The organism is Bdellovibrio sp. NC01 (assembly GCF_006874625.1).
Taxonomy (GTDB): Bacteria; Bdellovibrionota; Bdellovibrionia; order Bdellovibrionales; family Bdellovibrionaceae; genus Bdellovibrio.
This window is the reverse complement of record NZ_CP030034.1, coordinates 2,434,207-2,460,756: the sequence shown is the minus strand read 5'-3', so window position 1 is coordinate 2,460,756 and position 26,550 is coordinate 2,434,207. Positions and strand designations below refer to the sequence as shown.

At 45.2% G+C, this 26,550-nt stretch carries 20 protein-coding genes; 10 read left to right on the top strand and 10 right to left on the bottom strand.

Annotated elements, in window-relative coordinates:
• The first annotated feature begins 14 nt into the window (after positions 1 to 14).
• The 3 genes from DOE51_RS11840 (at position 15) to DOE51_RS11830 (ending at position 3,346) form a co-directional block, all read left to right on the top strand.
• Entirely contained in the window at positions 15 to 986 is a 972-nt protein-coding gene (locus DOE51_RS11840) for a deoxyhypusine synthase family protein (protein ID WP_142696778.1), read from the top strand.
• Positions 987 to 1,187: 201 nt separating this feature from the next.
• Positions 1,188 to 1,610 carry a PAS domain-containing protein gene (locus tag DOE51_RS11835; RefSeq protein WP_142696777.1) on the top strand — a complete coding sequence of 141 codons (423 nt, stop codon included), beginning with the start codon at positions 1,188 to 1,190 and terminating at the stop codon, positions 1,608 to 1,610.
• 44 nt (positions 1,611 to 1,654) lie between these two features.
• Positions 1,655 to 3,346: a thioredoxin domain-containing protein gene (locus DOE51_RS11830; protein WP_142696776.1), complete on the top strand. Its 1,692-nt coding sequence runs from the start codon at positions 1,655 to 1,657 to the stop codon at positions 3,344 to 3,346.
• 4 nt (positions 3,347 to 3,350) lie between these two features.
• Here the strand turns inward: DOE51_RS11830 and DOE51_RS11825 are convergent, their stop codons facing one another.
• From DOE51_RS11825 to DOE51_RS11815, 3 genes are read right to left on the bottom strand one after another with little or no spacing between them, the layout of a single operon-like run.
• A complete protein-coding gene (locus DOE51_RS11825; RefSeq protein ID WP_142696775.1) occupies positions 3,351 to 5,042 on the bottom strand; it encodes a GMC oxidoreductase in 1,692 nt (563 codons plus the stop codon).
• Between the two features lie 8 nt (positions 5,043 to 5,050).
• Positions 5,051 to 6,151: a DUF6765 family protein gene (locus tag DOE51_RS11820; protein WP_142696774.1), complete on the bottom strand. Its 1,101-nt coding sequence runs from the start codon at positions 6,149 to 6,151 to the stop codon at positions 5,051 to 5,053.
• Positions 6,141 to 7,913 (bottom strand): alpha/beta fold hydrolase, encoded by a 1,773-nt coding sequence (locus DOE51_RS11815; RefSeq protein ID WP_142696773.1) that lies wholly within the window; start codon positions 7,911 to 7,913, stop codon positions 6,141 to 6,143. The genes DOE51_RS11820 and DOE51_RS11815 overlap by 11 nt, the downstream gene beginning before the upstream one ends.
• Before the next feature lie 169 nt (positions 7,914 to 8,082).
• On the opposite strand from DOE51_RS11815, the gene DOE51_RS11810 reads away from it, so the two are divergent.
• The 3 genes from DOE51_RS11810 to DOE51_RS11800 all read left to right on the top strand — a co-directional run bounded on the left by DOE51_RS11810 (position 8,083) and on the right by DOE51_RS11800 (position 12,743).
• Entirely contained in the window at positions 8,083 to 8,874 is a 792-nt protein-coding gene (locus DOE51_RS11810) for an MOSC domain-containing protein (RefSeq protein ID WP_142696772.1), read from the top strand.
• Positions 8,875 to 9,143: 269 nt separating this feature from the next.
• Entirely contained in the window at positions 9,144 to 11,126 is a 1,983-nt protein-coding gene (locus DOE51_RS11805; protein ID WP_168196443.1) for an AarF/ABC1/UbiB kinase family protein, read from the top strand.
• Between the two features lie 180 nt (positions 11,127 to 11,306).
• A complete protein-coding gene (locus tag DOE51_RS11800) occupies positions 11,307 to 12,743 on the top strand; it encodes an MFS transporter (RefSeq protein ID WP_142696770.1) in 1,437 nt (478 codons plus the stop codon).
• 55 nt (positions 12,744 to 12,798) lie between these two features.
• Here DOE51_RS11800 and DOE51_RS11795 read toward each other — a convergent pair whose 3' ends face one another.
• From DOE51_RS11795 to DOE51_RS11775, 5 genes are all read right to left on the bottom strand, one after another.
• On the bottom strand, positions 12,799 to 13,977 hold the full coding sequence (locus tag DOE51_RS11795; protein ID WP_246845052.1) for a hypothetical protein: 1,179 nt from the start codon (positions 13,975 to 13,977) through the stop codon (positions 12,799 to 12,801).
• A gap of 171 nt (positions 13,978 to 14,148) precedes the next feature.
• Entirely contained in the window at positions 14,149 to 17,340 is a 3,192-nt protein-coding gene (locus DOE51_RS11790; RefSeq protein ID WP_142696769.1) for a tail fiber domain-containing protein, read from the bottom strand.
• Positions 17,337 to 17,864, bottom strand: a complete 528-nt coding sequence (locus DOE51_RS11785; RefSeq protein ID WP_142696768.1) for a hypothetical protein — start codon at positions 17,862 to 17,864, stop codon at positions 17,337 to 17,339. The genes DOE51_RS11790 and DOE51_RS11785 overlap by 4 nt, the downstream gene beginning before the upstream one ends.
• Positions 17,865 to 17,957: 93 nt before the next feature.
• Positions 17,958 to 19,319: an MATE family efflux transporter gene (locus DOE51_RS11780; RefSeq protein ID WP_142696767.1), complete on the bottom strand. Its 1,362-nt coding sequence runs from the start codon at positions 19,317 to 19,319 to the stop codon at positions 17,958 to 17,960.
• On the bottom strand, positions 19,300 to 19,848 hold the full coding sequence (locus DOE51_RS11775) for a NifU family protein (protein WP_142696766.1): 549 nt from the start codon (positions 19,846 to 19,848) through the stop codon (positions 19,300 to 19,302). Before DOE51_RS11775 ends, DOE51_RS11780 begins: the two co-directional genes overlap by 20 nt.
• 152 nt (positions 19,849 to 20,000) lie before the next feature.
• Between DOE51_RS11775 and DOE51_RS11770 the strand changes: the two genes are divergently transcribed.
• The 4 genes from DOE51_RS11770 (at position 20,001) to DOE51_RS11750 (ending at position 23,937) form a co-directional block, all read left to right on the top strand.
• Positions 20,001 to 20,924, top strand: a complete 924-nt coding sequence (locus DOE51_RS11770; RefSeq protein WP_142698271.1) for a class I fructose-bisphosphate aldolase — start codon at positions 20,001 to 20,003, stop codon at positions 20,922 to 20,924.
• A 12-nt stretch (positions 20,925 to 20,936) separates the two neighbouring features.
• Positions 20,937 to 22,415 (top strand): lysine--tRNA ligase, encoded by a 1,479-nt coding sequence (gene lysS, locus DOE51_RS11765; RefSeq protein ID WP_142696765.1) that lies wholly within the window; start codon positions 20,937 to 20,939, stop codon positions 22,413 to 22,415.
• A 119-nt stretch (positions 22,416 to 22,534) separates the two neighbouring features.
• Positions 22,535 to 23,494, top strand: coding sequence for a sulfurtransferase (locus tag DOE51_RS19315; protein WP_246845050.1), 960 nt, complete (start codon positions 22,535 to 22,537; stop codon positions 23,492 to 23,494).
• The gene (locus tag DOE51_RS11750; RefSeq protein ID WP_142696764.1) at positions 23,485 to 23,937 is read left to right on the top strand and encodes a YiiD C-terminal domain-containing protein; all 453 of its coding nucleotides are present in this window, start codon (positions 23,485 to 23,487) and stop codon (positions 23,935 to 23,937) included. The genes DOE51_RS19315 and DOE51_RS11750 overlap by 10 nt, the downstream gene beginning before the upstream one ends.
• Here DOE51_RS11750 and DOE51_RS11745 read toward each other — a convergent pair.
• The gene (locus DOE51_RS11745; protein WP_142696763.1) at positions 23,871 to 26,015 is read right to left on the bottom strand and encodes an ATP-binding protein; all 2,145 of its coding nucleotides are present in this window, start codon (positions 26,013 to 26,015) and stop codon (positions 23,871 to 23,873) included. The genes DOE51_RS11750 and DOE51_RS11745 overlap by 67 nt on opposite strands.
• Before the next feature lie 69 nt (positions 26,016 to 26,084).
• Complete coding sequence (locus DOE51_RS11740; protein WP_246845049.1) at positions 26,085 to 26,549, bottom strand: DUF3465 domain-containing protein; 465 nt, start codon at positions 26,547 to 26,549, stop codon at positions 26,085 to 26,087.
• Position 26,550 lies beyond the last annotated feature (1 nt).

The window sequence follows — 26,550 nt, the reverse complement described above, 5'->3', positions numbered from 1 at the left end:
TAACAGGAGCGCAAATGGGACCAATTTCTCAGTTTATTGAACATCACTACCGTCATTTCAATGCGGCCGCTTTGAAAGATGCAGCTAAAGGCTATAAAACTCACATCGACAATAAAGGCCAAATGCTTGTGACACTTGCAGGTGCAATGTCTACAGCAGAATTGGGTCTTTCTTTGGCTGAAATGATCCGCTCTGGTAAAGTTCACGCGATTTCTTGCACAGGTGCGAACCTTGAAGAAGACGTCTTCAACTTGGTAGCTCACGATCACTACGTACGCATTCCAAACTACCGTGATTTGACTCCAGCTGATGAGCAAAAACTTTTGGAAAAACACTTGAACCGCGTGACTGACACTTGCATCCCTGAAGAGGAAGCAATCCGTCGTATCGAAAACGTAGTTCTTGAATACTGGCAAGAAGCTGACCAAAAAGGTGAGTCTTACTTCCCGCACGAATTCATGTACAAAATCCTTCTTTCTGGAAAATTGAATCAGTACTACCAAATCGATCCAAAAAATTCTTGGTTGTTGGCTGCTGCTGAAAAAAATCTTCCAATGGTTGTTCCAGGTTGGGAAGACTCTACTTTGGGTAACATCTTCACTGGTCACATCATCAAAGGTGACATCAAAAAATCGACGACTGTTAAAGGCGGTATCGAGTACATGAAAACTTGGGCTGAATGGTACATGTCAGCTTCTAAAAAAGCTCCAGTTGGCTTCTTCCAAATCGGTGGTGGTATCGCTGGTGACTTCCCAATCTGCGTAGTTCCAATGTTGGAACAAGACTTGGGTCACGAAGACATCCCATTGTGGAGCTACTTCGCGCAAATTTCTGACTCTACAACTTCATACGGTTCGTACTCTGGTGCGATCCCGAACGAAAAAATCACTTGGGGTAAATTGGCTCCAACAACTCCATCGTACATCGTTGAATCAGACGCAACTATCGTTGCACCTTTGATCTTCGCTTACGTAATGGGTCACTAGTCCGCGGACGCGGGCAGTGCTGCCGCCACGGCAGTCGCGGCAGCTGGAGCAACTTCGTTGCGACAATATGAGACACAAATTAAAAGGGCTTCCTTACAACGGAAGCCCTTTTTTTATTTTGAGATGCTTTCTTTAAGATTTCATTCCCGTGATAGGAAATTTTTGGCAGAGCTTGTATTCTAGAGTTCGGTGGGGGATTGCATGTCACAGAAAGCTCTTCTGACGTTTCTTGAACAACGTCAGCTTTCCGTTGATCCCGTAGCATTGAGGCTTTTAAAGGATCAACAACTCATTCGCCTGTGGAACTCAGAAGGCGATCTAATTTACTATAACGAAAACATGAAGAAGATGACTTCGTATTCACCGTTGGATCTTTGTCTTTACAATATCAAAAGTCTTTATCACTTCGAAAATGATGGCTTAGAGGTCTTCAAAGCCTTAGCGGCGCGGGCGCTGCTAGGTAAAGATTTGGCAAAAGAGCGAAGCTACTTTGTTCGCGAAAGCATGGGCGAGCAGCTGCGGGCTAAAACCCTTGTTGACCTTGCGGTGCCGATCTTTCATCAGGATCAAATCAGCGGCATTTTAATCGCTGGTCAAAGCGAGATCGTCAAAAAGGCCGCATAAAGGAATGACTAGACATTCATAGGCACATTGACTTTAATGTGCCTATGAAAACGATTCTTATTAGTCTTATTTTCGCAGCTTTTTCATTCACAGCTTTCGCTCGTCTTTCTGACGGTAAAGCACATCTTAAACTTCAAGGCACAAAAATTATCGGTAATATCGATAAAGGCTTCCATTTCAATAAGGATGCACCAGCCTCTTTAGCGATAGGTGACAAATCAGTTGAGCCGACTAAAAAAGAAGCGCAAGAAATCATCTTCGACGCGTCTTCTGCTAAAGGACAAGCATTCAAATTAAGTTTCTATGTTTGTGATGACAAAAACACAGTGTGCGAGTCGCATGAAGAAACTTATGTGATTAAAGCGGACAAGCTTGTCGCGGCTGTGAATGCGGCTGATAAAGTGCAAGCCGCAGTGCCGGTGGTTGCAAAGCCAGCCGCACTTAAAAAGAATAAACACGGCTTCTATGAAAACAACTTGGCAGAGGCTTTGAAGTTAGCGGCAGCTCAAAAGAAAACAGTGCTCGTTGATTTCAATGCTCCATGGTGCCCATCTTGTATCCGTCTTGAAACTGAAACTTTCGGTGAAAAAGCATTCATTAAAGCTTCTGGTAAATTGATCAAAGTCAGTGTGAACATTGATCGCGCAGATAATAAAATCTGGGCGGATAAATACGACGTGCACGCAATTCCAACGATGATCTTAATGAACGGCAATGGCGATGAACTAGCGCGTTTGTTGGATTTCAGAACGGCTGACGTTTTGGCGAAAGAATTGACGGATCTGCAATCTAAAAAATTGGCTTCAACAGCAGAACTGACGAAGAAAGCTGAAGCTGGCGATAAAGAGGCGCGCAAAACTCTTGCGACGTTGTCTTTCAATGCGATGAAATATGATGAAGCTGCGAAATGGCTAGCTCCATTAAATGAAAACAGCTTGATGTTGGCCGTCAGCGAAGTGAATGTTGCACAAGAAGCATTCGAAAAAGATGCTAAAACTAAAGATGCTTATCAAAAGACTTTGGAAAAGTGGATTGCAGTGTATTCGGCATCGCCTGAAGTGATGGACTGGCGCTTGCAATTAGCGAAAGCCCTTAAAGGCGAACAAAAGACGATCCCAGCTGAAGCAAAAGCAATTGCTGATAAAAATCTGTCTGAAATCCAAAGACTTTTGGCAACAGCGGCAGAACGTAAAGCGTTCTTCGCGAACACTTTGCAAGGCGATTACACGGGCTTTGAGCGTGCTGAGCTTCTGGCGCAACTTGCGAACACGTATGAATTCCTCGATGTCCAAGATCGTTTGAAAGCCACGAAGGACGAACTTGCGACTGAAGTTTCAGCGATGAAGCTTTCGGTGGCTCGTCCTGGTCAATTGTTGACGGCGTTTTCTTATATGAAACAAGCAGGTCAAAAAGAAGACGTCGTGAAATGGCTAAAACAATTGATCGAGGCAAATCCGAAATCAGACGTTTACTACACGAAACTTGCTGGTTACTACTTCCGTGAAAAAGATTTCGAAAAGGCACTGCCTTATTCTGAAAAAGCGGTTGAACTGACTTCTGATTTGAAATTGTACAACATGAAGATGTTGGCAGAGATTCAAAAAGGCTTGAATCAACAAAAACAAGCCTCTGAAACTTTGAACAAAGCTCTAGCTTTACCGGAAGCAAAACTAGAGGCGAATAAGAAAACAGTTGCAGCGATGGAAGAACTAAAAAAATCGCTGGTGACTCAATAATCTTTTACTGCGCCGACGCTGCGGAATAATCAGACAGTCTGACCTTCACGGGGATTTGATCTGCGATATACTCAGCGACGGCAGCAATCGTCAGCGACGGGTTTGGTCCCGTCGACGTTGGCAGAATACTGCCATCGATCACATAAAGTCCTTCGTAGCCATAGACTTCACCCTTTGAATTTACAAAACCTTCCGCAGGATCGTCAGACATCGGGCAGCCGCCCAGTGGATGAACCGCGATGACTTTATTCAAATAGGTCAGGGGATTTTCGACAAAAACACCACCGACATTTTCGGCGATCTTTTTCATTTCAGTGCGCACGCGCTCGAAATGAAGTTCGCTCTTATCCATTTTCCATTCAATCACCGCTTGGCCATCTTCGCGCAAACGAATGATGCCATCGGATCTATCGCGGCCCATGCCCAACAGAACAAATGCACGGCGGGCAAAGTCCGCTTTATCCAAGGCGCGCGCAAATTCATCACCGACATTAATTTGCGGTGTGATGTGAATGCCAAAGGTTTTACAAACGAATTTCTTAATATTTTGCCACGCTAGTTTAAAGACGCCCGTGATGCCATCGAATTGTGGAACTTTACCTGACAAGTACCACGCCATGCCGATCGGGAAGCCCGCATCTTCTAAGTACATGCCGTGCGGGAAACCGTCTGGATAATTTTTAAATGAATACTTAATAGCACCAGTAATCACGGGACCATTCGTTGGATCTAGCGGTTTTTTTGCGTCGAAAACCATTCCCAGCAAATCGCCATTGCCACACCATTTTTTACCAAGGTTGTTATTTAATTTTGGCAAATAACCTTTGGCTTTCATTTTTAAAAGTAAAGACGATGAGCCCACAGATCCCGCAGACACAATCACTTTGTTTGCTGTGATGACAATTTCTTGCAGTGGGAACTCTGGAACAACGAGTGTAACTTTATAATGACCCTCGACCTGTTCAATCTTCGTTACTTCAGCCTGAGTTTTCACTTCAAGTTTGCCAGCGTTTTTCAAGAAGCGCGCACGTTGAATGTAATTCAGATCTAAAGTATTTTTTGCGTGGATGTTGCAACCGATATCGCATTCACCGCATTTCGTGCATTTCGATTGAATGGCACCATGGGAATTCAAAGTTTGATGTCCTGGGAATTCGCCTTCAAAACGGACCGCAAGGGGAGGAAGCACAAATTCCTGTTTCGCCGTTGCCTCAGGATTCTGTGGCATTTCTTCAGCGGCTTTCTTCAGTGCAAATGTTTTCGGCGTGTTTTTATAATAACTGTCGGTATCGACGGGATAGGGTTTCGCCTCCATCGTTGCGATCACTTTGTCATAGTAGGGATCAAGCGTTTTGCGATTAAAGATCTTAGGCCAACCTAATTGGAAAAACTCTTCTGGCATTCGATACAAAACGTTTGCGTAAATCAGGCTGCCACCGCCAAGGCCACTGGCAGTCAAAGTCATGACGTCACTTTCGGGTGTGTCGCGGAACTCCATCAGACCAAATTTTTTATCTTCCGGGTCCCAGAACATATTGTCTTGAATATCTTGCGGGCGGCGGGGGAATTCATGCATTTTCCAGTGACGACCGCGCTCTAGCAAACAAACGTTGTAACCTTTTTCAGTCAAACGACAGCTCATGACTGAGCCACCGAAACCAGAACCAATAACGACATAATCAAAATCAGTTTTCATGTTGAACCTTACGCTACACAGATTTCGTGTTTAGGAAGAACCTCATGCAGGACGCTGAAACGATAATAAATCAGCGCATCGTGCATCATCTTCCAGTTGGATTTTAAGAAAGAGTCCTTGTAAGCCACGTTTTCCATTTCAAATTGTTCGTGGAATTCGATATCGAAGGCTTCTTTCAGCCAGGACTCTGGGCCTTCCGCTTGATATCTCCAGACATCGGTTCCAAATTTAAAAGCGCCGCAAAGAATTTCGTTTTTCCATTTTTCTAAACGATCCGTGCCTTCTTCGTCGTCGATGCTTTCAATCAGCTCTTTGATTTTTGCAATGTCTTCGTCGAAAACTTTTACCAACGGTAAATTGTGCGCTTTGCGAACCTCTTTAAAGAATTCCAGGACATGATGGACGGCTTGCATGTAATCGGCCGGGTTGTCGCGACGAATGATGCGACCTTCCCAGTCTTTGTAGCGCCAACGCAAGTAGGGCAAGTCCGGATAACTTAAGACCGAACCGTGCCCCACCGGCAGATACTTGCTGACAAAAAAAGATTTGATCCAGTCAACCAGGCGACGCAGTGGATTTCTGCGGAAGTATTTCTTGCGATAGGTCATCATCTCTTGATCCAGTTCGCCTTCGTCGTCGTAGATCTCATCAACCATATTTACTTTGTCAGTGATGCCGGCAAAGCCCTGATGGGCCCAGGTATCGACGTAGGCGTGCGTTGTTACACCAAGCAGGTGATAACCGAAGTTGCGATTAAAGTTTGTGATTGTGCTTTTAAGAATATCTTGAGCGATGACGCTATTAGGACGGCAGATCAGCCTTTGCACCAAGGAATCGGCGCCGCTGCTGCGGATTTCGTTGCCGGGAATAAAGTGGAAAGGAATCCACACGTGATGATTCGCAAGCTCTTCAAAATTGCGATAGTCTAACATGCGATGCGCACTGGCTTCGAATTCATAAGCGGATCTGTTTGTGAATAAGATCTTTCCTGACTCAACAGCGTCGTCGACATATTGTGAACTGCTGGCGATGGTGTTCGCTTCAAAGGGACTAAAGCCACTCATGCGGGCAAGGACGTAAGTGACTCCTAAGTGGAAATCAATTTGCATCGCGCACCTCGTGTTTTTTTAAGAACGCTAAAAGTTGTGGGAACACTTCGATATGTGAATACTGACCCATGAATGTGTCTTGATGGCCGTAATTGGCGAATTCAAGATATTGTACGCGGTCTGCGTTTTTGCTGTCTTTTAGAGCTTCATAAGTTTGTTTGTTCGATCCTGGGAAGATGTGATTGTCGCTGCCACTGATAAACAACGTCGGCGGCAGAGTTTTCTTTTTACACTCTTCAAGGTAATTAATTTTTTTATCGAACGACACCGATGCTTTCGCAAAAAGCATTTTTCGAATATGGCGATAATAGTGAAAACTTGTGCCACCAAATAGATCCACTAAACGACGGTGAGTCGTCGGATGCATGTTGCGATGGTTGTAAGCGGCAGGATAACCCCAACCCCACATGAAACTAACGAGGTGACAGGCAGGCTCTTTACATTCGTGACGAATGCCTCGCTCCATCCAGTATAACCATTTACCAAACCCCGGCCCCGGGAAGTAGGCCATGCGCGGACTGATGTACGCATAACCAAAGATGTATTCAAGAAGTTCGGGTCCAAAGATCATCTTTAAAAATGCCTGCCAGCGAACTTTTGGACTTAGCGATACGCTGTTTGAAATGATACTTGCAATATTGTCGACATAACCCGCAGCAAGCGACGCCATGAAGCTGATTGAACCCACGCAGTGGCAGACCACGTGAACTTTGACGTCTTTACCGCAGCTTTGACGAATGAACTCCAAAGCTTTCGGAATATCGTTCTTTGCGATGTCGTCTAAGTTATAACGGTGTGGCATCAAGTTGTAAGTGAATCTGCCACTTCCACGCCAATCCAATGACCATACATCCGTAAAACCATTCGAATGCAGATAGTTCACAAAGTTTTGATGCTCGGGCATGATGTACATGTCCGTTGAAGTTGTCAGACCGTGCAAAAGCAGCACGACGTTTTTCGTTTCTTTCACTTTAAAGCGTTGCAAAGAAATCGTAAGCCCGTCGTGGGTATCGATGGGATGTAACGTCTTTTCCCCCATAGCCACACCTTGAGTGGTATTCATTGGGAATAGATGCTCGTTCCAACGCGAACTTGTGGTTGTAAAAACAAACGGCGCATAGGCCTGCCACAAATTACCAGCAAAGACGTTTAAGAATTTTACGATAGCTTCTTGTTCATCGACGATCGAAGCAGCATTCGTTTTAAATGTCGTTAATTGCTTGATGAAGTCGCTGACTGAAATTCGCAAAATTCCTACGCCGCGCACTTTTTTAGCGATGGGATTATCAAACGTCGAATGGCCTTCCCAGATATAATAATACAGCGTTGTCGTTTGCGCCCACATCTCAAAGGTGTCTTCTTTGACGACCTCTTTGAAGCCAAAGAAAGTCCACGGTTTTCCTTGGGCATCTTTCAAGAATAGGGTGTAGTGCATTTCTTTTGCTGTATCTAAATCAGGGCTCGCATCAGGGCGCACAAACAGATTGAAAATACCTTGTTCGATTTTCAAAGGTTCTTGGTCTGAAAGTCCACTAATCACGCCGAAGGCTTCTGCTTGTAAAAGAGGATCGGTAATGAACTGATCGATGTCGTTGGTTTTGATCGTCAAAGTGAATTCAAAATCTTCTCGATTTGAACCTGATTCAATCTGTACGAAATCGTTTTTCTTAAGGGGATTTTCTGCAGAAAGGTTGAATTGTTTTGGCACGAAGTGGCCGGCCATTCTCTCTGTGAACTCGAGGGAAGTGCGATGTGTTGTCACTAATGTTTCCTTTGTTTATTTTATTCTAAAGAGGTCTGTGTTTAGCGTAAACGACATTAACGCCGGGCAGACCTTGGATCGGTGGACAGCGGATTAAAAACTTGGACGCGCAAGCTCACTGAAATAGAAAGCTCTTGCCTGTAAACGCCACTCGCAGAAAACTTGCGCTATGAGAATTGAAGAACTTTTTATCTATCCGATTAAGTCGGCGCGTGGCCAAGCAGTTAAAGACATGAAAATCACCCATGAAGGTCCAGAGGGCGATCGCCAGTGGATGCTGATTGATGAAAATGGAAAGTTCGTTTCGCAAAGAACCGTTCCTAAGCTTGCAACTGTGGAAGTCTTCAATGATCAGGCTGCATTGACTGTGGGTTTTCAAAAGATGTTCTTTAAAATTTCTAAGAACAACTCGTTCCAGCGCAAGGTCAAAGTGTCGGTATGGAATGATACGTTTGAAGCCGCTTTGGAACCAGATCTGTACTCGCAGGGGTTGTCGCAGTACCTAGGGACAAATTGTCGTTTGGTTCGTTATGCGCCTTATTCACAACGCCGCGTGCTTTCTCATCAAGCGGATTGGAAACCTGAAGTGCGTTTTTCTGACGGTCGTCCTTTACTTTTAGTAAATACAAAAAGTTTGGAAGATCTAAATGGCCGCCTGCGAACTCCAGTCGGTGTTGATCGTTTCCGTCCTAATATTGTGTTCCAAGGTGGTCAGGCGTTCGAAGAAGAATCTTGGAAGAAAATCAAAATCGGCGAAGTGGTTTTCTCGTTACCGAAGAAATGCGCGCGTTGTGCGATCATCACTATCGACCAAAAAACCGGAGAAAAAACGGGTGCTGAACCGTTGAAAACTTTGGCGTCGTATCGTCGCGATGACAAGGGCGTAAACTTCGGTGTCTTGTGGATTCCTGAGAACGAAGGACAAATCAAAATTGGCGATACTCTCGAAGTTTTAGAGTAAGCCTCACGACAGTCAAAAGGCAGCGACAGAGTTTGCTGCCTGTCTAGCCCATACACACCTCTTAGGGAGTGGTAAGGCCCTAAAGTATTTATGCCCATGGTCTGAGCTGTGCATCTTTTCTTAGTGAATTGTTTTATTCACAAGGGTGTATCATGTTGAGACGGTTTACAGCTGTAATCGGCCTATGCTTAGCGTTCCTGCTGGCCTGTGTTTCTTGGGCAAGTTCCAAGAAGCAGGATCTGTATTTGTCTTATGAGCAACGGGTAGCGATGACCTACGCGTTAGCCGCACACGGTGAAGCCAAAGACATCCAACGCGATTACCTGGATCGCGCCGAAAAATACTTTACGACAGTAGCCCAAATTCCCGTACAAACTGTTGAAGTCACTAATTTCGAAGAATTCCTAAAACATTTCCGTGGTGAATGGCCGAATACTCAAAGCGTTGCTTTGGATTTACAGTTGATCGAAAAAGACGGTCCACGTGGTATCGTCGAATACCATGCTAAAAGCCCTCGTATCCAAGCGCAAATCAATAAATACATTGAATGGCAAACGGAGCAGTTAAAATTAATGGGCGAGTCTGATAAAGAGGCCGCTAAACACTTACAATCTGCTGATATCGTGTCTAATGCGCTGGCCTTGTTGCAAGATCCACAGGGTAAAGAGCTTGCGAAACAGTGGTTGTTGCAAGAAAACGAAGCGCTATTTAAAGATAAGATGCAGGAATTCAATCGCATCGGTGAAAAGATCGCAACTTCGGAAATGGCGAAGTCATCTGATGTGTCCTTAAGAATTGTTTTGCAGACCATGTTTTCAGAATATTTTTCGCGCCTGTCGCCAGCTTCAAAGAAACTGATCGTGTCTTCGTTTTTAGGTGAAAACTTGAATTCTTCAGACATGCAGAAGTTTGAAATCATGGTGCAAAACAGCGGTCCACAATTGCAAAAACTTTTGCAAATCGTGGCTCGTCAGGGAGATTTAAGCCCTGAAATGATCAAGGTTTTCAAAAGTCTTGAAGATGCGGTTCGTCCCGTTCCATACCGTCAAGTGGAAGAAATTCTGCAAGCTGAAAAAGCTAATTATCAGTTCCTATATTTTGAACGCAAACCATTGGGCGTAGGTACGATGGCCCAAGTTCACCGCGCAAAAATCCTTATCGACGGCAAACGTGCAGATGTGGTTGTGCGCTTCATTAAACCAGATATCGAAAAGCGCGTTGAAGAAGATGCCCGTATTCTTAAAGAAGTGGCTGCTATTCTAGATAACAACGAAGAATTCGCAAAAACGGGAGCCCCGAAGCTTTCTCCTATCGTGAATGATCTGACTGCAACAGTAACGGCAGAGCTCAGTCAAGAAGACACAATCGCGCGCCAAAAGCTTGCGGCGACTCGTTACAATAAAACAGTATTGATGAATACTCCCGAGTATAAAAACTATATCGAGTTCCATGTGCCGCACATCTATGATCCAAAAAATAAAGAATCAAAATTCATGATTCAAGAAATGGTCATTGGTAAAAAGCTTGATAAAGAAGCGAATGCTTGGGCTGAGTTGGTTCCTGAATTAAAAAAAGGTGTTGTAGAAGCGTTAGCTAAGATGTGGGGCCAGGAAGTGTTATTCGGCGGCGGATTCTATCACTCGGATCTGCACCAAGGTAACTTCATGGTTCGTCTGACAGATGAAAAGATTAACGTCGCTATTCTGGATTACGGAATGGGCGGTGTGATTTCACCTGAATTGCAACGTCAGGTGATGGTTTTGGGTGTCGGTGTTGAACTGAAGAACCCTGAGCTGACAGCACGCGGTTTCTGGAGCATCAGTGATAAAGGCAATAACACTGTCACACAAACTCAGTTGAAATCATTAGTTGCTGCACGCATGAAACAAACTCTTTCAGTCGAAGAAGCTTCTATCGATGGCTGGACGAAGTGGGCGATGTTACAGGGCTTGCGTTTGCCTTATGACTTTATCAGTTTAAATCGCGGTATCGTGATCGTGAATAAACTTTTGCAAGACAGTGGAAGTACGCTTTCAATTTCAGGAATGCTGAAATCATTTGCGATACAAAATCCTGCACTGGTTTACAAACGCTTGGTAATCGAAGAAAAGCTTTCGCGCGCGGATCTTTTGAAGCTCGGCCTGCAAGAAATTGCAAATCGTATTCGCCCGCAACAACCGGTGACTCCTACAATTCCGGTGGATATTCCACATGCGGGAGTTTCATTAAGCTGTGAAGGTGTGTTCCTATAGAAATAGTTTTTGAAAATAAATTATGAAGGCCAAAGGTGCTCCCTTTGGCCTTTTTTATTTGCCCTGTCTTCTAACAATGCAAAATTAAACATAAGAAATTTTAACGGAATTCGTTGAGGGTAGAGTCTGGACTCAACAACAATGTGGCTGAATGTTCCATTTGCAGGAGGGAAATCATTAATGGCTACTACAACGATGAAGGCAGTAGAAAAACCAAGTAATATCTGGAAAGTCATCATGGCATCCAGTGCCGGGACTTTGATTGAATGGTATGACTTTTATATCTTCGGAAGTTTAGCGACAATTATTTCTGCACAGTTTTTTCCTAAAGGACATGAAACCGCAGCTCTATTAAGTACACTCGCAACATTTGCGACAGGCTTCATTGTTCGTCCGTTTGGGGCTTTGGTATTCGGCAGGGTTGGCGATCTTGTCGGTCGTAAATATGCATTCATGGTGACCTTATTAATTATGGGGCTTGCGACGACAGCCATCGGTTTGCTACCGGGTTACGAAAAGATCGGTATCTTAGCGCCGATTCTTTTATTGGTACTTCGTCTTTTGCAAGGTCTTGCCTTGGGTGGGGAATACGGTGGTGCTGCGACTTATGTGGCGGAACACAGTCCCGACGGAAAACGCGGTTACTATACAAGCTTCATTCAAACGACGGCGACTCTGGGTTTGTTCGTGTCACTGGGTGTGATCTTAGCAACACGTCTATCAATGGGTGAAGCAGGATTCAAAGATTGGGGCTGGCGGATTCCGTTCTTGCTGTCGATCGTGCTGGTCGTTGCTTCATATTTGATTCGTAGGAAAATGCACGAGTCGCCGCTGTTTATTAAAATGAAAGAAGAAGGCAAAGGATCAAAACGTCCTTTGCACGACAGCTTCGCACAACCAGCAAATCGTCGTCTGGTGATTTTAGCTTTGTTAGGTGCAACCGCAGGGCAAGGGGTTGTGTGGTATACGGGGCAGTTCTATGCTCTCTATTATTTGCAGACGGTTTTAAAAATTGATTTCGTGCTGGCAAATAAAATCATCGCAGTGGCATTGCTGTGTGCGACACCATTCTTTGTTTTCTTCGGGGCTCTTTCAGATCGCATCGGACGTAAGAAAATTATGATGGCTGGATGTTTAATCGCAGCACTTGCATACTATCCGATCTATCAGGGCTTGGAATTTTATTCGGGCTGGAATTCTGCCGATCCAATGGCGGCTCCGCTGAATCCTAATGTGGGGATGTTAACATTCTTAGTGTGGATTCAGGTGATGTTCGTAACGATGGTTTACGGACCGATCGCGGCCTTCTTGGTTGAATTGTTCCCAGTGAATATTCGTTACACTTCGATGTCATTGCCGTACCATATCGGTAACGGCGTGTTCGGGGGCTTAGTGCCATTCATTGGAACAGCGTTGGTTGCAAGCACCGGCAATCACTTCGCGGGGCTTGCGTATCCGATCGCGGTCGCACTGATGACATTTATTATCGGGACATTGTTCATTAAAGAACAGCGCGACGTCACTTGGCATTCAACGACACCGACACCTACGCCGCCGTTGGGTGGTAAGGGTGGCCCCACAGTACGACCTGCTGGTGCCATGAGAGACATGAATTAAAAATAGAAGAGGGGCCTTGTGGGCCCCTCTGGCGTTTTAAGATCCTTAATCAAAATCAAGGAGCTAAAGTAATAAGACCCGAGCGTACGACGCGACCTTGAGCATCCACGGATATACCCTGCACATAGTACATCACTCCAGGAGTCAGGCCCGATAGTGAGGCTGAATGGTTCGTCACCATATTCGCATCAACATCGGTATAGATTTCTTCGAAAGTAAATTGATTGATAATGCGCAACTGACTGTTCGAAGCATAATTCGTTTTCCAACTGAATGTTGCTGAACCACCACTCAAAGAACCGATTGCAAAGTCTGTCAATGCCAATGGATCCACTGAGCAAGGATTCGAAGCTTGATCTGGCATTTTATAGTTCTTAGCAGGAATTGTATTCCAACCAGTGAACTCTAGGTAAGACATTGCTAAGCCTTTTTTGCCATTCTTAGAAATATAGAAGTAATCGTTACCTGTGAAACCGCACAACGAGTGATTCGATGGATTTTTCCACGAGTGAGCGGCGTTGTGGCGTTTCCAAATCAACACATTGGCTAAGTGATAACGTGGACCTTGATAGTACAAGACCTTCACAGGGATTTTTGAATTTTTGTCTAAATAAACTGTGCGATAAGGGCAGCCCATACGAGTCGCGTGATTGCCATCATTGTTGATAATTTCATTCCATTTATCGCCCTCTTTGATGAAGACGCGGGCACCGTCATCGGCAAGCGAAGCAATTTCATAGTGACCAGCTTCATCGCCGTCTGCTAATTGCAGAACCGATGTATATTCCAATGCGAAATTTTCAATAAGTTTATTGCCGTTAGCATCAACAAGTGTCGAGCCCGCTTGCGTTGAGAAACCTTCTGTGAATAGGCGAGTAGGTACATTCACGTCGGCGAAGTAAATCTTTTTATCGATCACATCACCTTTATTGTAATAGTCCATAACCCCAGCCACATTGGTCATGGAGGAACTCTTAACATAAAGTTTTGCAAGCAAACCATTTTCTGGAGAGGCGGCTGCATTTCCTGAAAGAGGGTCACACACTGTATTGTCGGCATCTTCAAAATTCACCGAGCCGATAGTGGGACCTGTTTGGGTTTTGTGGCCAGAGAAGACGCAGCGGATGCTCTTCATGAGACCCTTTTTATAGCGAATGTCTTCAGCTTGCTTACCAGAAGACATACTCGCTGCCAGCAGAATACTGCCAAGAACGACCATGTGCATTTTCATCATACGTACCTCAACGTCAATGCCAATAGTTTAGCAAAGATGGAAGATTACAAAAAGAAATTGGAATTTATCGTCATGGTTTGAGGCGGAAAACTGTCACGCTATGAGAATGATTTGCTACTTAATTATTTTCTTCACCGAGCTTTGACCGAGTTCATTAGAGAACTCGTGAGCTTACTTACAGATTGGTGCCGAAGGGTCCTTCGCACACAGATAAGACTTCAACGCTTGGATCTCTTTGTCTTTAGCGGCATTGGCTTCTTCAAGCTGTTGCGTTTTTTCTTCAAGAGACGCAATTGCACGAGCTTGAGTTGATTGAACTTCACTGACACCAGTTAAGCGCGCATAAAGCTCTTTCACTGCACCGATGAGTGGCGAGACGAGCTTCGAATAAGCAACAGTTTTGAAGCCGCCATCCTTTGGTGTTTCGACGGCTTCTGGGAATTGCTTTTCAACTTCTTGTGCGATCACACCAATATCATGAGTACGTTCGTGAGTGGTTGGTTGATTAACGTCTTTGCGCCAATCGAATTCAACTCCGCGAAGTTGTAGAATTTTTTCGAGTGGATTTTCGATTTCCACGATATTTTCTTTTAAACGCACATCCGAAGATGTTGTCCAAGCCGTTCCAAGTGCTGTTCCATTCACTGTGAAAAGTGCAGTTGGGGAGCTTGTACCAATACCCACGTTGCCAGAAGGCTGAATGCGGAAACGTTCAACGCCCGCATTAATATCTTTGATGATGTAGCCACCATCGTTCACCGCAGCCATAGTCCAATTATAGGTTGTGGAGTTGGTATTTTCTAAACGAATTCCTGTCACAGTTTGTGCTGATGAAACAGCGAATGGATAGGGAAGAGTGCCCGTTTCAACAACATGAAGTCGTGCAGCCGGAGTTGTTGTGCCGACACCCACTTTACCATCATTCGCAATGTACATTCGAGTGAAGGCCCCGCTTAAAGTTCCACCGCTTCCATTAATCATTGTTTTAAATGACATGTCGGCGCCACCTGTAGAGGAGCCATAGTTTTCTGTTGCATTCATTTCAATTGCAGCAGATGGATAAGTGAACGCACTGCCAGAGCGATAGCCATAAGCATAAAGACCCGTCAGAGTGTCACCCGTAACAGGGGAGGTTGGCGTCGTAGGTGTGCCACGAGCTTTTTTACCACCCAGAGTTGCGCCAAGGGTTGTATCTGAATAGTGAGTCGCAGAAATAATATTCGAAGTGGTTTGAGTTCCAGTCACATCTAATGGATATGTCGGACCAGCCACTGCATCAGGACCAATGCCGACAAAACCAGAGGTCGGCGTTGTGGTGATGGCTTTTTTATTTCCTGTAAGAATACTAACTGGGTACGCATCAATTGTACCAAGTAACGCCGAAGCACCAAAGGATTGACCACCTAATTTAAAGTAAGTGGCGTCATAACCACCCACAGGTAAATCTGTTGCTACCAACGTACGGAATGACGGAGTGCCAGCCGCGCCATTTGGCGCGATCAAAACAGTGTTCGCCGGTTGAGAAGCAAACGCCGAAGGTGAGACCGTGATCGTTGAGCACACCCACGTTCCTGTTGGTGATGAGAACGTCAACGTCTGAGAGGACGAACAGTTGCCAGGCATTTGACTGGATTTAATAATAGAAGCCGCGTCAGCCAGATCTGCCGTCGACAAAGAAACGTTCGTCCAATTTGTACCATTGTATTTTAGAAACTGACTGGCTGATAACGTTCCATAGTTAACAGGCACGCCACTTATTTTTGCGACTGTTGGTGACGGGTACGTACCACTCAAATCACCACTTGCAGTTCCCGTCGGAGCTAACGAAAGAGTTGTCCATGCAAGACCTGAAGAGGATACAGAGCTTGAAGTTAAAACCTGACCATCAACGCCAGCAGGGAAGCGCACCGCGCCTGTTGAATCACGCGCTAATAAATCGCCTTTCGTTGTTAACGGAGATAAATTATTAAACGCAGCTGTTGATGTCGAAGCGCCCGTACCGCCATTTGCTACAGGCAGAGTGCCAGAAACATCGGAAATTAAATTAACAAGTGAACCATTTGTTGCTGCCGTAATACGACCTTGAGCATCCACCGTAATATTAGCACGAGTATAAGATCCCGCCGTCACCGCAGTGTTTGCAAGACTCAATGTCACGGAACCCGTTGACCCGCCACCAGTTAAACCAGTTCCTGCAGTGACGCCAGAAATCGTGCCACCACCTCCTGAAGAGGAGATAACAACCCAAGCGCTCGAATTATACTGATAAATAACTTTCGTATCTGTAGCGAAGTAAATCGCGCCCGTAGAAGGCGAAGCCGGTTTTGCAGAATCAAGACCTGATTGAATCGACGGTGTGCCGCCATTATTAATCACGCTATCTGTGATGCCATAACCACTTAATGTTGTCGGTTTCCCCGAAGTGATTTTTGACCAATCCAATGAGGGAATGTCAGAAGCAATTAACGCTGTCGAGCCAGAGATCACACGACCTTTCGCATCTGTTGTTACTTTATAATAAGAGCCCGCTGTGCCCGCAGATGCGAGTGTCAAGGCACCCGAACTTGAAAGGGTTGCATCGCCACTCACGGGAACCGCGGTTGCGGTATTAGCAGCATTACCGACATAAATTTTACCAGCATCAAGAGCTGTACCCATTTTAGAATTAAAAGTATTCCAATCCGTCGCTGTCAAAAATCCTGAAGTAGATCCCGTGGCTGTTGCCACAGTCAAAGTCGGAGTCGTCGTGTTGTTGGCAACTGTGATGACTGGCGAAGAAGAAGTCACACTCGTTACAGTTCCAGCATTTGAAACAAACGGCGTACAAACAAAACCAGAACCAGAATAAGTTAAATACTCGCCAGCCGCACACGTCGGAACATCTGCTTTTGCGACAAGATCACTTGCAGACTTCGAGCCTAACTTATCAGCGACCATTGCACGAACGGCCGTTGGCACATTCGTAATCGTCACGTCGGGACTTAAATCAGAGCTGTCTACTTTGATGTGCAGACTGCGATTGGCCGCCGTTGAAACGGTGACTGCAGATGAATTTGAACAGTTGATCGTGCCAGAAGAAGCGAAGATCAGCTCGGCCGTGTTGCCGGTGCTATCTTGGCGTGTACCGCTACCGATAATCACACTGAATTCACCATTCGATCCTGGTGTCACGTTTTGCGTTTCTTCAAAGGCTACGCACGAAGAATAAAGAATTTGGAACGTAACGACTTTTGAAGTCGTGATCGGAGTGCCACTGGTATCAGTCAAGACACCTTCATAGGTGAATAGACCACCAGGGCTTGGCGAAGCTGCCATAGCCAATGAAGGTAAAGTCAGAAGGAGGAAAAAGAATGACTTCATCATTCTAAAATCCTCCCGCGTAAGATCACGCCCGAACCCGTTGCGACAGTTTGTTTTTGCGCGCGCAAGCGGCCTGTTAGTTTATAACCAGAACCTGATGCCGAGCCAGAACCCGCAAGAACTTCTTGGCGAATTGTTGCCGAAGGCGTGTATTTCACAGAAATATCGCGATAGATGTAAGAATTCGCACGCGTGTGCGCACGGAATTGTACCACAACAGTTTGTCCTGTTGTGAAAGTCATAGAGCTCCATGGCGCTTTTGAATTCGAAAGAGTCACGGAGTAATCGGCACTACCACATTTCAACAACGACGACGTGTCGTAAGTTGCAGTGTTAGTCCACGTCACACCACCGTCGAAACTGACATCAACGCGATCGACGTAAGCAGAACATTTGGCTTGAAGTGGAACGGATAATAAATCAGAAGCGACGATAAAGTTTTTTCGGAAGTCGAAGTCGTCCAATGCACGAAGCGCCGCTACATTGGGATTTGCATCCGTACATGCAGCGACAAACAAGCAGCTCATAATGAGACAAAGTGGTCCTACGTACCTTAACGACATTATGGAAAATATCGGTAAAAAATCGGTGAACCTAAAGTCTCAGAACGGAACTAAGGTCTAATTCGTGCCTACATTTGTGAGATATTTCTTACTTAAAATATGAAAGCGTAACGTAAGAAGGATGGATGCGAAAATAAGTCCGATCAACAGTCCCATCCAGATACCCACGGGGCCAACTCCTAAGTGAAACGCCAGTGCATAACCGCCAGGCAAGCCCATCACCCAATATGCAAAAAAGGCGATGATGCTAGGAATTTGCGTGTCACTCATGCCACGAAGTGAACCGATTGCCACCGCTTGCACGCCGTCAAAAATTTCGAAGATCGCAACCACGACGAAAAATTTCGCAGCCCACTCAATAACATCGGGATCGTTCACGTAAAATGTCGGGAACCAGTGACGAAGGAAGAAGAATCCAAGAGCGCAAAGGCCCATGTAGATCGCGCCCACTTTGATTGCCGTGAAGCCCGCGTGACGAGCCTGCGCATAATCACCACGACCCATTTCGAAGCCGACACGGATGCTTGAAGCAATACCGACACCTAAAGTGATCATGAAACTTGTCGATGCCAAGCTGATAGTAATTTGATGTGCGGCTAACGGAATCGCTCCGAACCAACCCATCATGACAGCCGCAGACGAAAAAGCACCGACTTCAAAGAAATAAGTGAAGCCTGTTGGAATTCCCAAGCGCAACATGTTCTTGATCATCTGTTTATCGAAACGGTGAATCCACGGCTCGCTAAAGTAATGCGCGAATTTTGGATTCAGGTGAACATACGCGACCATGCAGAACGCCATGATACAGCGAGCGATCAACGACGCCCATGCCGATCCCACCAGACCCATTTTGGGAAGACCATGATAACCGTGAATCAAACCATAATTCAAAAGCACGTTGATGATCACACCGGCGATCATAATATACATGCCCACTTTGGTTTTGCCGATACCGTCGGTGAACTGCTTATAAGATTGATAAATCATCGACGGAACGATGGACCACGTAAGCAATTTTAAAAACGGAATACCTTGAGTGAGAATCTCAGCACGCTGGCCAAAAATTTCTAAGTGCGGAATTAAAAGATAAACTCCCGCGACCAACACGGCACTAATCGCACAGGCGACAAATAGTGAATGGCGCAGGAGAGTTCCACCTAAAGGGAAATTTTCTTGGCCCTGCATCTTTGCGAACAAAGCTGTTGTAGGAGCTAAAATTCCTAAACCAAAGATCAAAAAAACAATGAACAAGCTGCTCGCAAATGCAGAAGCACCTAGAGCGACAGGCCCAAGCGAGCCAACAATCACCGTATCAGCCAGTTGAATCATATTCTGACCCAGCTGACCTACGATAATGGGACCTGCAAGTTTTAATAAAAGTTTCGTCTCGTGAAAGGACTTAGACTGCAAGAACTTCATGAATTTCCGGGAACAGCTCTTTCATGCGCGTCTCGATGCCTTCTTTCAAAGTGATGCTTGAACTTGGACAGCCCGAGCATGCACCTTTCATGTGAATGTAAAGAGTGTTGCCTTCAAGTCTGTTGAAGACAATGTCGCCACCATCAAGCGCAACAACCGGACGAATTTCGCGGTTCAAAACAGATTTGATATTGCGAACAAGTGTTGAGTCATTTTCATTGTACTCTTCGTGGTTTGTTACGAATTGCACAACCACGGGTTCTTTGCGATCCATGTGTTCTTGGATCAAACCACTCAAGGGCTGAGCCAAAAGTTCCCAGTCCACCCAGTCTTGCTTCGTCACTGTAATGAAATCAGTGCCGACGTAAACCGCACTCGTCCACGGGAAGCCAAAGATTTTTGAAGCAAGGGGAGAACGCTCTGCCTCCTGCGCCGTTGGACAATCAAAGCCTTCTTCTGCAACTTTTGTGTGCAAAAGGAACTTCATCGTAGACGGATTGGGAGTGATTTCGTAGCTAACCTTGTTCATAAAAGACCTCTCTGTAGAGCCAGGCCACAGTATACCACACAGGGGTTTCTGCCAAGCGTGTTAATCGATGCGCCATGCTTGATTATCCTGAAAAAGTTCAATACGTTGGTTTGGCTTTAAACATGAGGAAATACTACACAGGAGCGGTTTTAATGACACCAAGAGTTAGAGAGATTTTAAGCTGGTACGGCGCTGACAACCCAGGCGTATTGACGAATATGGCTCGCATGTTCAACCAAGGTAAATTGGCGGGCACAGGTAAACTTGTGATTCTTCCAGTGGATCAAGGTTTCGAGCACGGCCCAGCACGCTCTTTCGCGAAAAATCCAGATGGTTACGATCCAGCTTACCACGTTGAGCTTGCGATTGAATCAGGTTGCTCTGCCTATGCGGCTCCACTAGGTGCTCTTGAAGCGATCGCTCGTGATTACGCGGGTGAGATTCCTTTGATTTTGAAAATCAATAACTCTGACACTCTATACGGTGACAAACGCCCTATCTCTGCATTGACGTCATACATCGACGATGCTTTGAGACTTGGTTGCGTAGGTATCGGTTTCACAATCTATCCAGGTTCTGGCGAACGTAAGCAAATGTACGAAGAAATCGCAGAAGCTTCACGCTTGGCGAAAAACGCGGGCCTTGTTGTGATCATCTGGTCCTACGCTCGTGGCGAACAACTTTCTAAAGACGGTGAAACTGCGATTGACGTTATCGCTTACGCAGCTCATATCGCGGCTCAATTGGGCGCGCACTTCATCAAAGTAAAACCGCCAACAGCTCACGTTGAACAAGCAGCGGCTGCAAAAGTTTACGCTGAACAAGGTATCAAAATTAACACGTTGACTGATCGTATCCGTCACGTTGTGCAATCTTGCTTCAACGGTAAACGTGTTGTGATCTTCTCTGGTGGTGAAGCAAAAGGCACTGAAGAGATCTTGAAAGAAGTGAACGAAATCGCTCTTGGTGGCGGCTTCGGTTCAATCATGGGTCGTAATGCATTCCAACGTCCAAAAAAAGAAGGCATGGAACTTTTGCACAACGTAATGGAAGCTTTCGCCGGTAAAAAACTCTAGTAGGAACTAGCAATGTCGATTCAAGAAAATCCGTTAAGAGCGGAGAAACGTAAAAAACTTCATGCCCTTCGCGAGAAAGGCATCAACCCTTATCCGTATGCTTTCGAAAATAAGACGGCGATTGCCTCTATCGTAGAAACTCATGCTGCTGGTTTGCAAGCAGGTGAAAAGAAGCCTGAATCTGTTTACCGTATCGCAGGTCGTTTGATGACTTTGCGTGCGATGGGTAAGGCATGCTTCTTCAACGTGCAAGACCAAACAGGTACTGTGCAAGTGTACGTGAAGACGGAAGAACTTCCAGAGATGGAAAAGGCTGCCTTTGAATTGGTAGACCTTGGCGACATCGTGGGCGTTGAAGGTTACGTTTTCAAATCGCAAAAAGGTGAGTTTTCAATTTACTTGAAACACTTCCAAATTTTGACGAAATCAATTGAACCTCTTCCAGAAAAATTCCACGGTGTTCAGGATATCGAAATCAAGTATCGTCACAGACACTTGGATTTGATGACAGATGCGGATTCACGCAAAGTGTTCCAAACTCGTTCAAAAATCATTTCTGAAATCCGCAGATTCTTGGATGAACGCGGTTTCATGGAAGTTGAAACGCCAACACTTCAACCAATCTACGGTGGTGCTGCGGCGACTCCGTTCACGACTCATCACAAAGCTTTGGATATGAAGTTGTACATGCGTATTTCGCCTGAACTTTATTTGAAACGTCTTTTGGTGGGCGGTTTTGAAAAAGTTTACGAGATCAGCAAAAACTTCCGTAACGAAGGTATCGATCGTACTCACAATCCTGAGTTCTCGTTGCTAGAGTTCTACGAAGCCTACACAGACTACAACTATCAAATGAAACAATTCGAAGAGTTGGTTTCAACTCTGGCTTTGAAAATCACTGGCAGCATGAAAGTGACTTATCAAGGTAAAGAGATTGATTTCACGCCTCCTTGGAGACGTTTGACTGTTCATGACGGTGTTCGTGAATACGCGAAGATCGATCCAGACAAGGCGACAGATCAAGAATTGTTCGAAGCTGTTAATAAATTCGGCGGCGATTTGGATAAACCAGGCAAACGTGGCGAAATGGTGATGGAGCTGTTTGAGCTAACAGCAGAACAGCACTTGTTCCAACCAACGTTCGTGATGGATCATCCAAAAGAAATTTCTCCACTGACGAAAATTCACCGCGGTGATGATCGTTTGGTTGAGCGTTTCGAGCCGTTTGCTGCGTGCATGGAAATCGGTAACTCTTATTCAGAGTTGAACGATCCAGAAGATCAAACAGCGCGTTTGAAAGAACAAGAAGCCAGCCGTGGTTCTGACGAAGAAGCGCATCCTATGGATGAAGATTTCTTGTTGGCGATCGACTCGGGCATGCCACCAACAGGTGGTGTGGGTCTTGGAATCGAACGTATCGTGATGATCCTGACAGATCGTCCAAGTATCCGCGATATTATCTTCTTCCCAACTATGAGAATTACTAAGTAGTTGGTAAGAGAATTTTGAAGTAAAATAAGGGGAGCGGACAAGCTCCCTTTTTTTCAAGAAAAGGGTCCCGTGTGGTACGTATCCTCCTGTAGGGTCCTTCTCTGATATGGAGGTTAGAAATGCGTGCCTTAGTTCTTCTGATTGCGGCAGTGACGTTGTTCACAGCCTGCCAACAAACGCCGACAAAAGTAGTTTCACAAGAACCTATCATTCCGGGAACAATCACCGCAGAAAAAGTGATGGCCGACAATCCAGTTATTTTGGATGTGCGTGCTCCATTTGAATTTAACTTGGCGCATGTGCCAGGTGCGATCAATGTGCGATGGGAAGATTTCTCGCAACAAGATCCAAGATATCGTGGTTCTTTGCAGACGGATTTGTTTGCGATCGCACGACGTTTATCTTTGATCGGTATCGACATGGATTCAAAAGTGGTGGTCTTGGGAAAAGGTCGTCAAGGTAACGGTGAAGAAGGCCGTGTCGCTTGGACCTTGCAAGTTCTTGGGGTGAAAGAGGTTTACACTTTGGTGAATACATCTTATCGCCAGCTCAATCCCAAAGAGGATCGTCCCGATGTTAAAAACAAACCTTATTGGAAGCCAGTTGTCGATGAGTCGTTGACGATCTCATTTGATAACTTCAAGGCCTACGCTCTTCAGCAACTGCCGCCGATGAAGTTTTCAAGTAAAGCGCGCACGAAGGCTTTGGGTGGTATTCCTCCGGGAGCATTAGATGGCCCTGCACCAAGCTTGTTTGGTATGAATTTCAACGATGCCAAAGGAAAGGTTGTGATCTTGGATGTGCGCTCGCCACAAGAGTTCGGCATTCAAAATCTAACTCAACATAAAGAAGTGAAAGCGCCCGTTGTGAATTTAGAATGGCGTGAGTTCTTTAACGACAAGGGCATGACAAATCGTGAAGTTGAAAAACTTTTGACGAATAAAAACATTGGTAAAGACAAAATCATTCTTGTGATCAGCAATCACGGGGTGCGTTCCGCGGCGGTGACATACGCTTTAAGAGCGATGGGTTACCGTCAATCCGTGAACTTCGCTGGAGGATATGAACAGTGGAAGTAAAAGGCCAGGAGCTTGAGGCTATCTTAAGAGATAAAATTAAGCTCTATGAGCATTTGGGCATTGAAGTGGTCGAGATCACTTCAAGCAAGGTCCATTTCCGCGTGTCTTTAGAGAAAAATCTTAACCATAAAGGCACCGCTTTTGGTGGCAGCCTTTATGCGACGGGCGTGATGTCGGCTTACGCCTTAGTGCTAGCGGGCCTTAAGCATTATCATATTAATACCGACAACATTGTCATCGCCAAAGGCGAAATCTCTTATTATCGTCCGGTCGACACAGATTTCGACGTGGTTGCGCGCTTCAAAAACTTGCAGCAAGAAGAAGCATTCTTTAGTGAATTAAAGCAGAAAAACAGAGTGAAAGACGTTGTCGAAGTTCAAATACTTGGTGATGGCGGCTCTCTGAAAGCTTCACTTTCAGGAACTTTCGTCGTCAACGCTTGAACTAAACATTCAACGACTTCGGCTTTCTTAACGGGTTTCACCATATAACGATCACAGCCACTTGTTAAAGTTCGCTGTAATTCTTCAAGCACCGCTGTCGCAGTCAAAGCAATCACACATGTGCGTTTCATATGGTTTTCGTTTTCAATATGACGAATCAGTTCAGTCGCTTTATATCCGCTCATGACTGGCATCTGCATATCCATAAAGACGACATCGAATCTTTCTTTTTTAAAGGCCTCAACCGCTTCTTTGCCGTTGGTTGCATCAGTAATATCGAACGGAAGATTTTTCAGATAATGAGTGATCAACAAACGATTGTCTTCAGAATCGTCCACTAACAATAACTTAAAGCGCTTGTTGCCAAAATATTCTGGCCACTTCGTCGGTGTCGCTTGGATTTTTTCTTGCGGACCCGAGACGTCAGGACGGTGAGGCAAAGTGATTCTGAACGTCGTGCCGCGACCAGCAAGACTGCGCAGTTCAATGTCACCACCCATGATTTCCACGAGATTTTTAGAGATAACGAGGCCTAAACCTGTCCCACCATATTTTCGTGTAATGGCTGATTCGCCTTGAGTAAAAGGGGAGAATAAATTTTGTTGTTTATCGCGTGGAATTCCAATTCCCGTATCGCGAACCTCGATCACGAGTTTATCGGATTCACCTTTTTCGACGTAAACCTTAATCAGCACTTCGCCTTCGTCGGTGAACTTTAAAGCGTTACCAATAAGATTAAATAATACTTGGCGCAAACGTGTCGGATCACCAATCTGAAAAAGCGGCACGGTGCTATCAATGTCCAACTCAAAATGCAGACCTTTTTCTTCGGCTTTGATTTGCAGAATTTCAAAAACGCTACGAATGGTTGAGTGCACGTTGTAGGAAATGTTTTCTATCGACAGGGCCTTCGCTTCGATCTTTGAAAAATCCAAAAGGTCATTGATTAATGCTTTAAGATTTTCGCCGGCATGACTGAATAACGTTAAGTAACGTTCTTGATCTTTAGACAAATTTGTTTCACGTAAAAGCTCTAACATCCCTAGGACAGAATTTAAAGGCGTGCGAATTTCATGGCTCATACGAGCTAGGAAGTCAGATTTCGCCCGTGAAGCTTCTTCGGCCTGTTCTTTGGCGATTTTTAATTCATTTTCGGTTTCAACAACCAGTTGGATTTTTTTGCGATGATAGGTCACTGCGGAACCAGCAACCAGGGCAGAAAAGCTTAAAGTTAATAATGTCGCGACGATTTGCAAGGATTCATTGGTGCGTGGCCAAGGTTCTCCGGCGATGGCAGGATAGGCGAGTGTCAGAAAGCCAATCATGGTGTTGACAATCATTGCACATTCAAGACCATACCAGATCGCTGGTAATAAAATGAAAATGCCGACGAAATACCAAAAGCGAAAAATAGGGACAGTGATGCCCGTGACAAAAGCGGTCGCGATGCCTCCGCCAAGAATGATCTTTTCTTTCAGTGGCATCTTCCAACGCCAATCTAAATCGAAGCTTTCGATCGGGAATTTATTAAGACCTTTTTTATCAAGGTAAGGAGTTAAAATAATAATCAGTGGGATCGAGATTCCAACGCCAGTCATGATGTCACCAATGAAGGCACTGAAACCTTGCCAAACGATGGTGTTGGAATCCGCATAACCTGTCGTAAACAACATGGCCTGCTGAAAGATCGCAGCCACCATCGAAGGAATCAGTAATCCATGCACGGCATAGATCACAAGATTTGTTGGAGTTGGTGACCACTTCGTTCCTTTAAAACGCTCTTTCACCAGCACGTACGAAGCCCACGCTTCGACCACGTCAACTAAACCTATCAAGGGATAAACGGAATACTTGGTAATACCAAATAGCCCTGCTGATAAAGTGGCATTGATAAATAAGGCGGGCAGAATGCGATAGCCCCACCAGCGAATCATGACAAATGCAAAGGCGATAGGAAAATAGAACGTCGAAACGCCCGGCGCGATTTGGTAGACAAGACTCAGTTGCGTTCCTAATTGAAAGAACACGATGGGAAGAATCCACGTCCACCATGGCTGTTTATTTGCGCTATTATCCATATGATCAGTTTAGGTAAGAAGCGCTGGCTCTGCTAAGAAAGTTACTGTTAAGTGTGAAAGGACAAAGTGCTATTTGTTGAGTCCAGCCAATTCACCGTGGATCACGATGAAGCCGTCTTCGTGTTTGTTTTTAACTTTTGGATTGTAATGCAACCAGTGCACAACGGCACCCATTGGTGACCACGAATCAACGATAAAATCGCCGCAGGCAATTAGCTCATCGCCGGCTCTGTAGTCTGGCAAATTTCCGAATTCGATATTATAGATCACTTCAACGCGATCATTGGTCGTTGAAAGGTCCTTATCTAAGTCGACTTCGAAGTGCACGTGGCCTTGGCGATTTTCAATTTCAGAGACAATCACGCCCTGAATAAATGCACGACCCAAAAACTTAGGTTTTTGCGTGCTACGCCATTCGATAACTTGTTCATTATTAATTTGCAGATCTTCCATTTTGTTTTTGCAAGTCGGAAGATCTGTGTTGGCGAAAGCCGTGACTGAAACCAACAAGGAAAGCAGAATCAGAAATTTCATC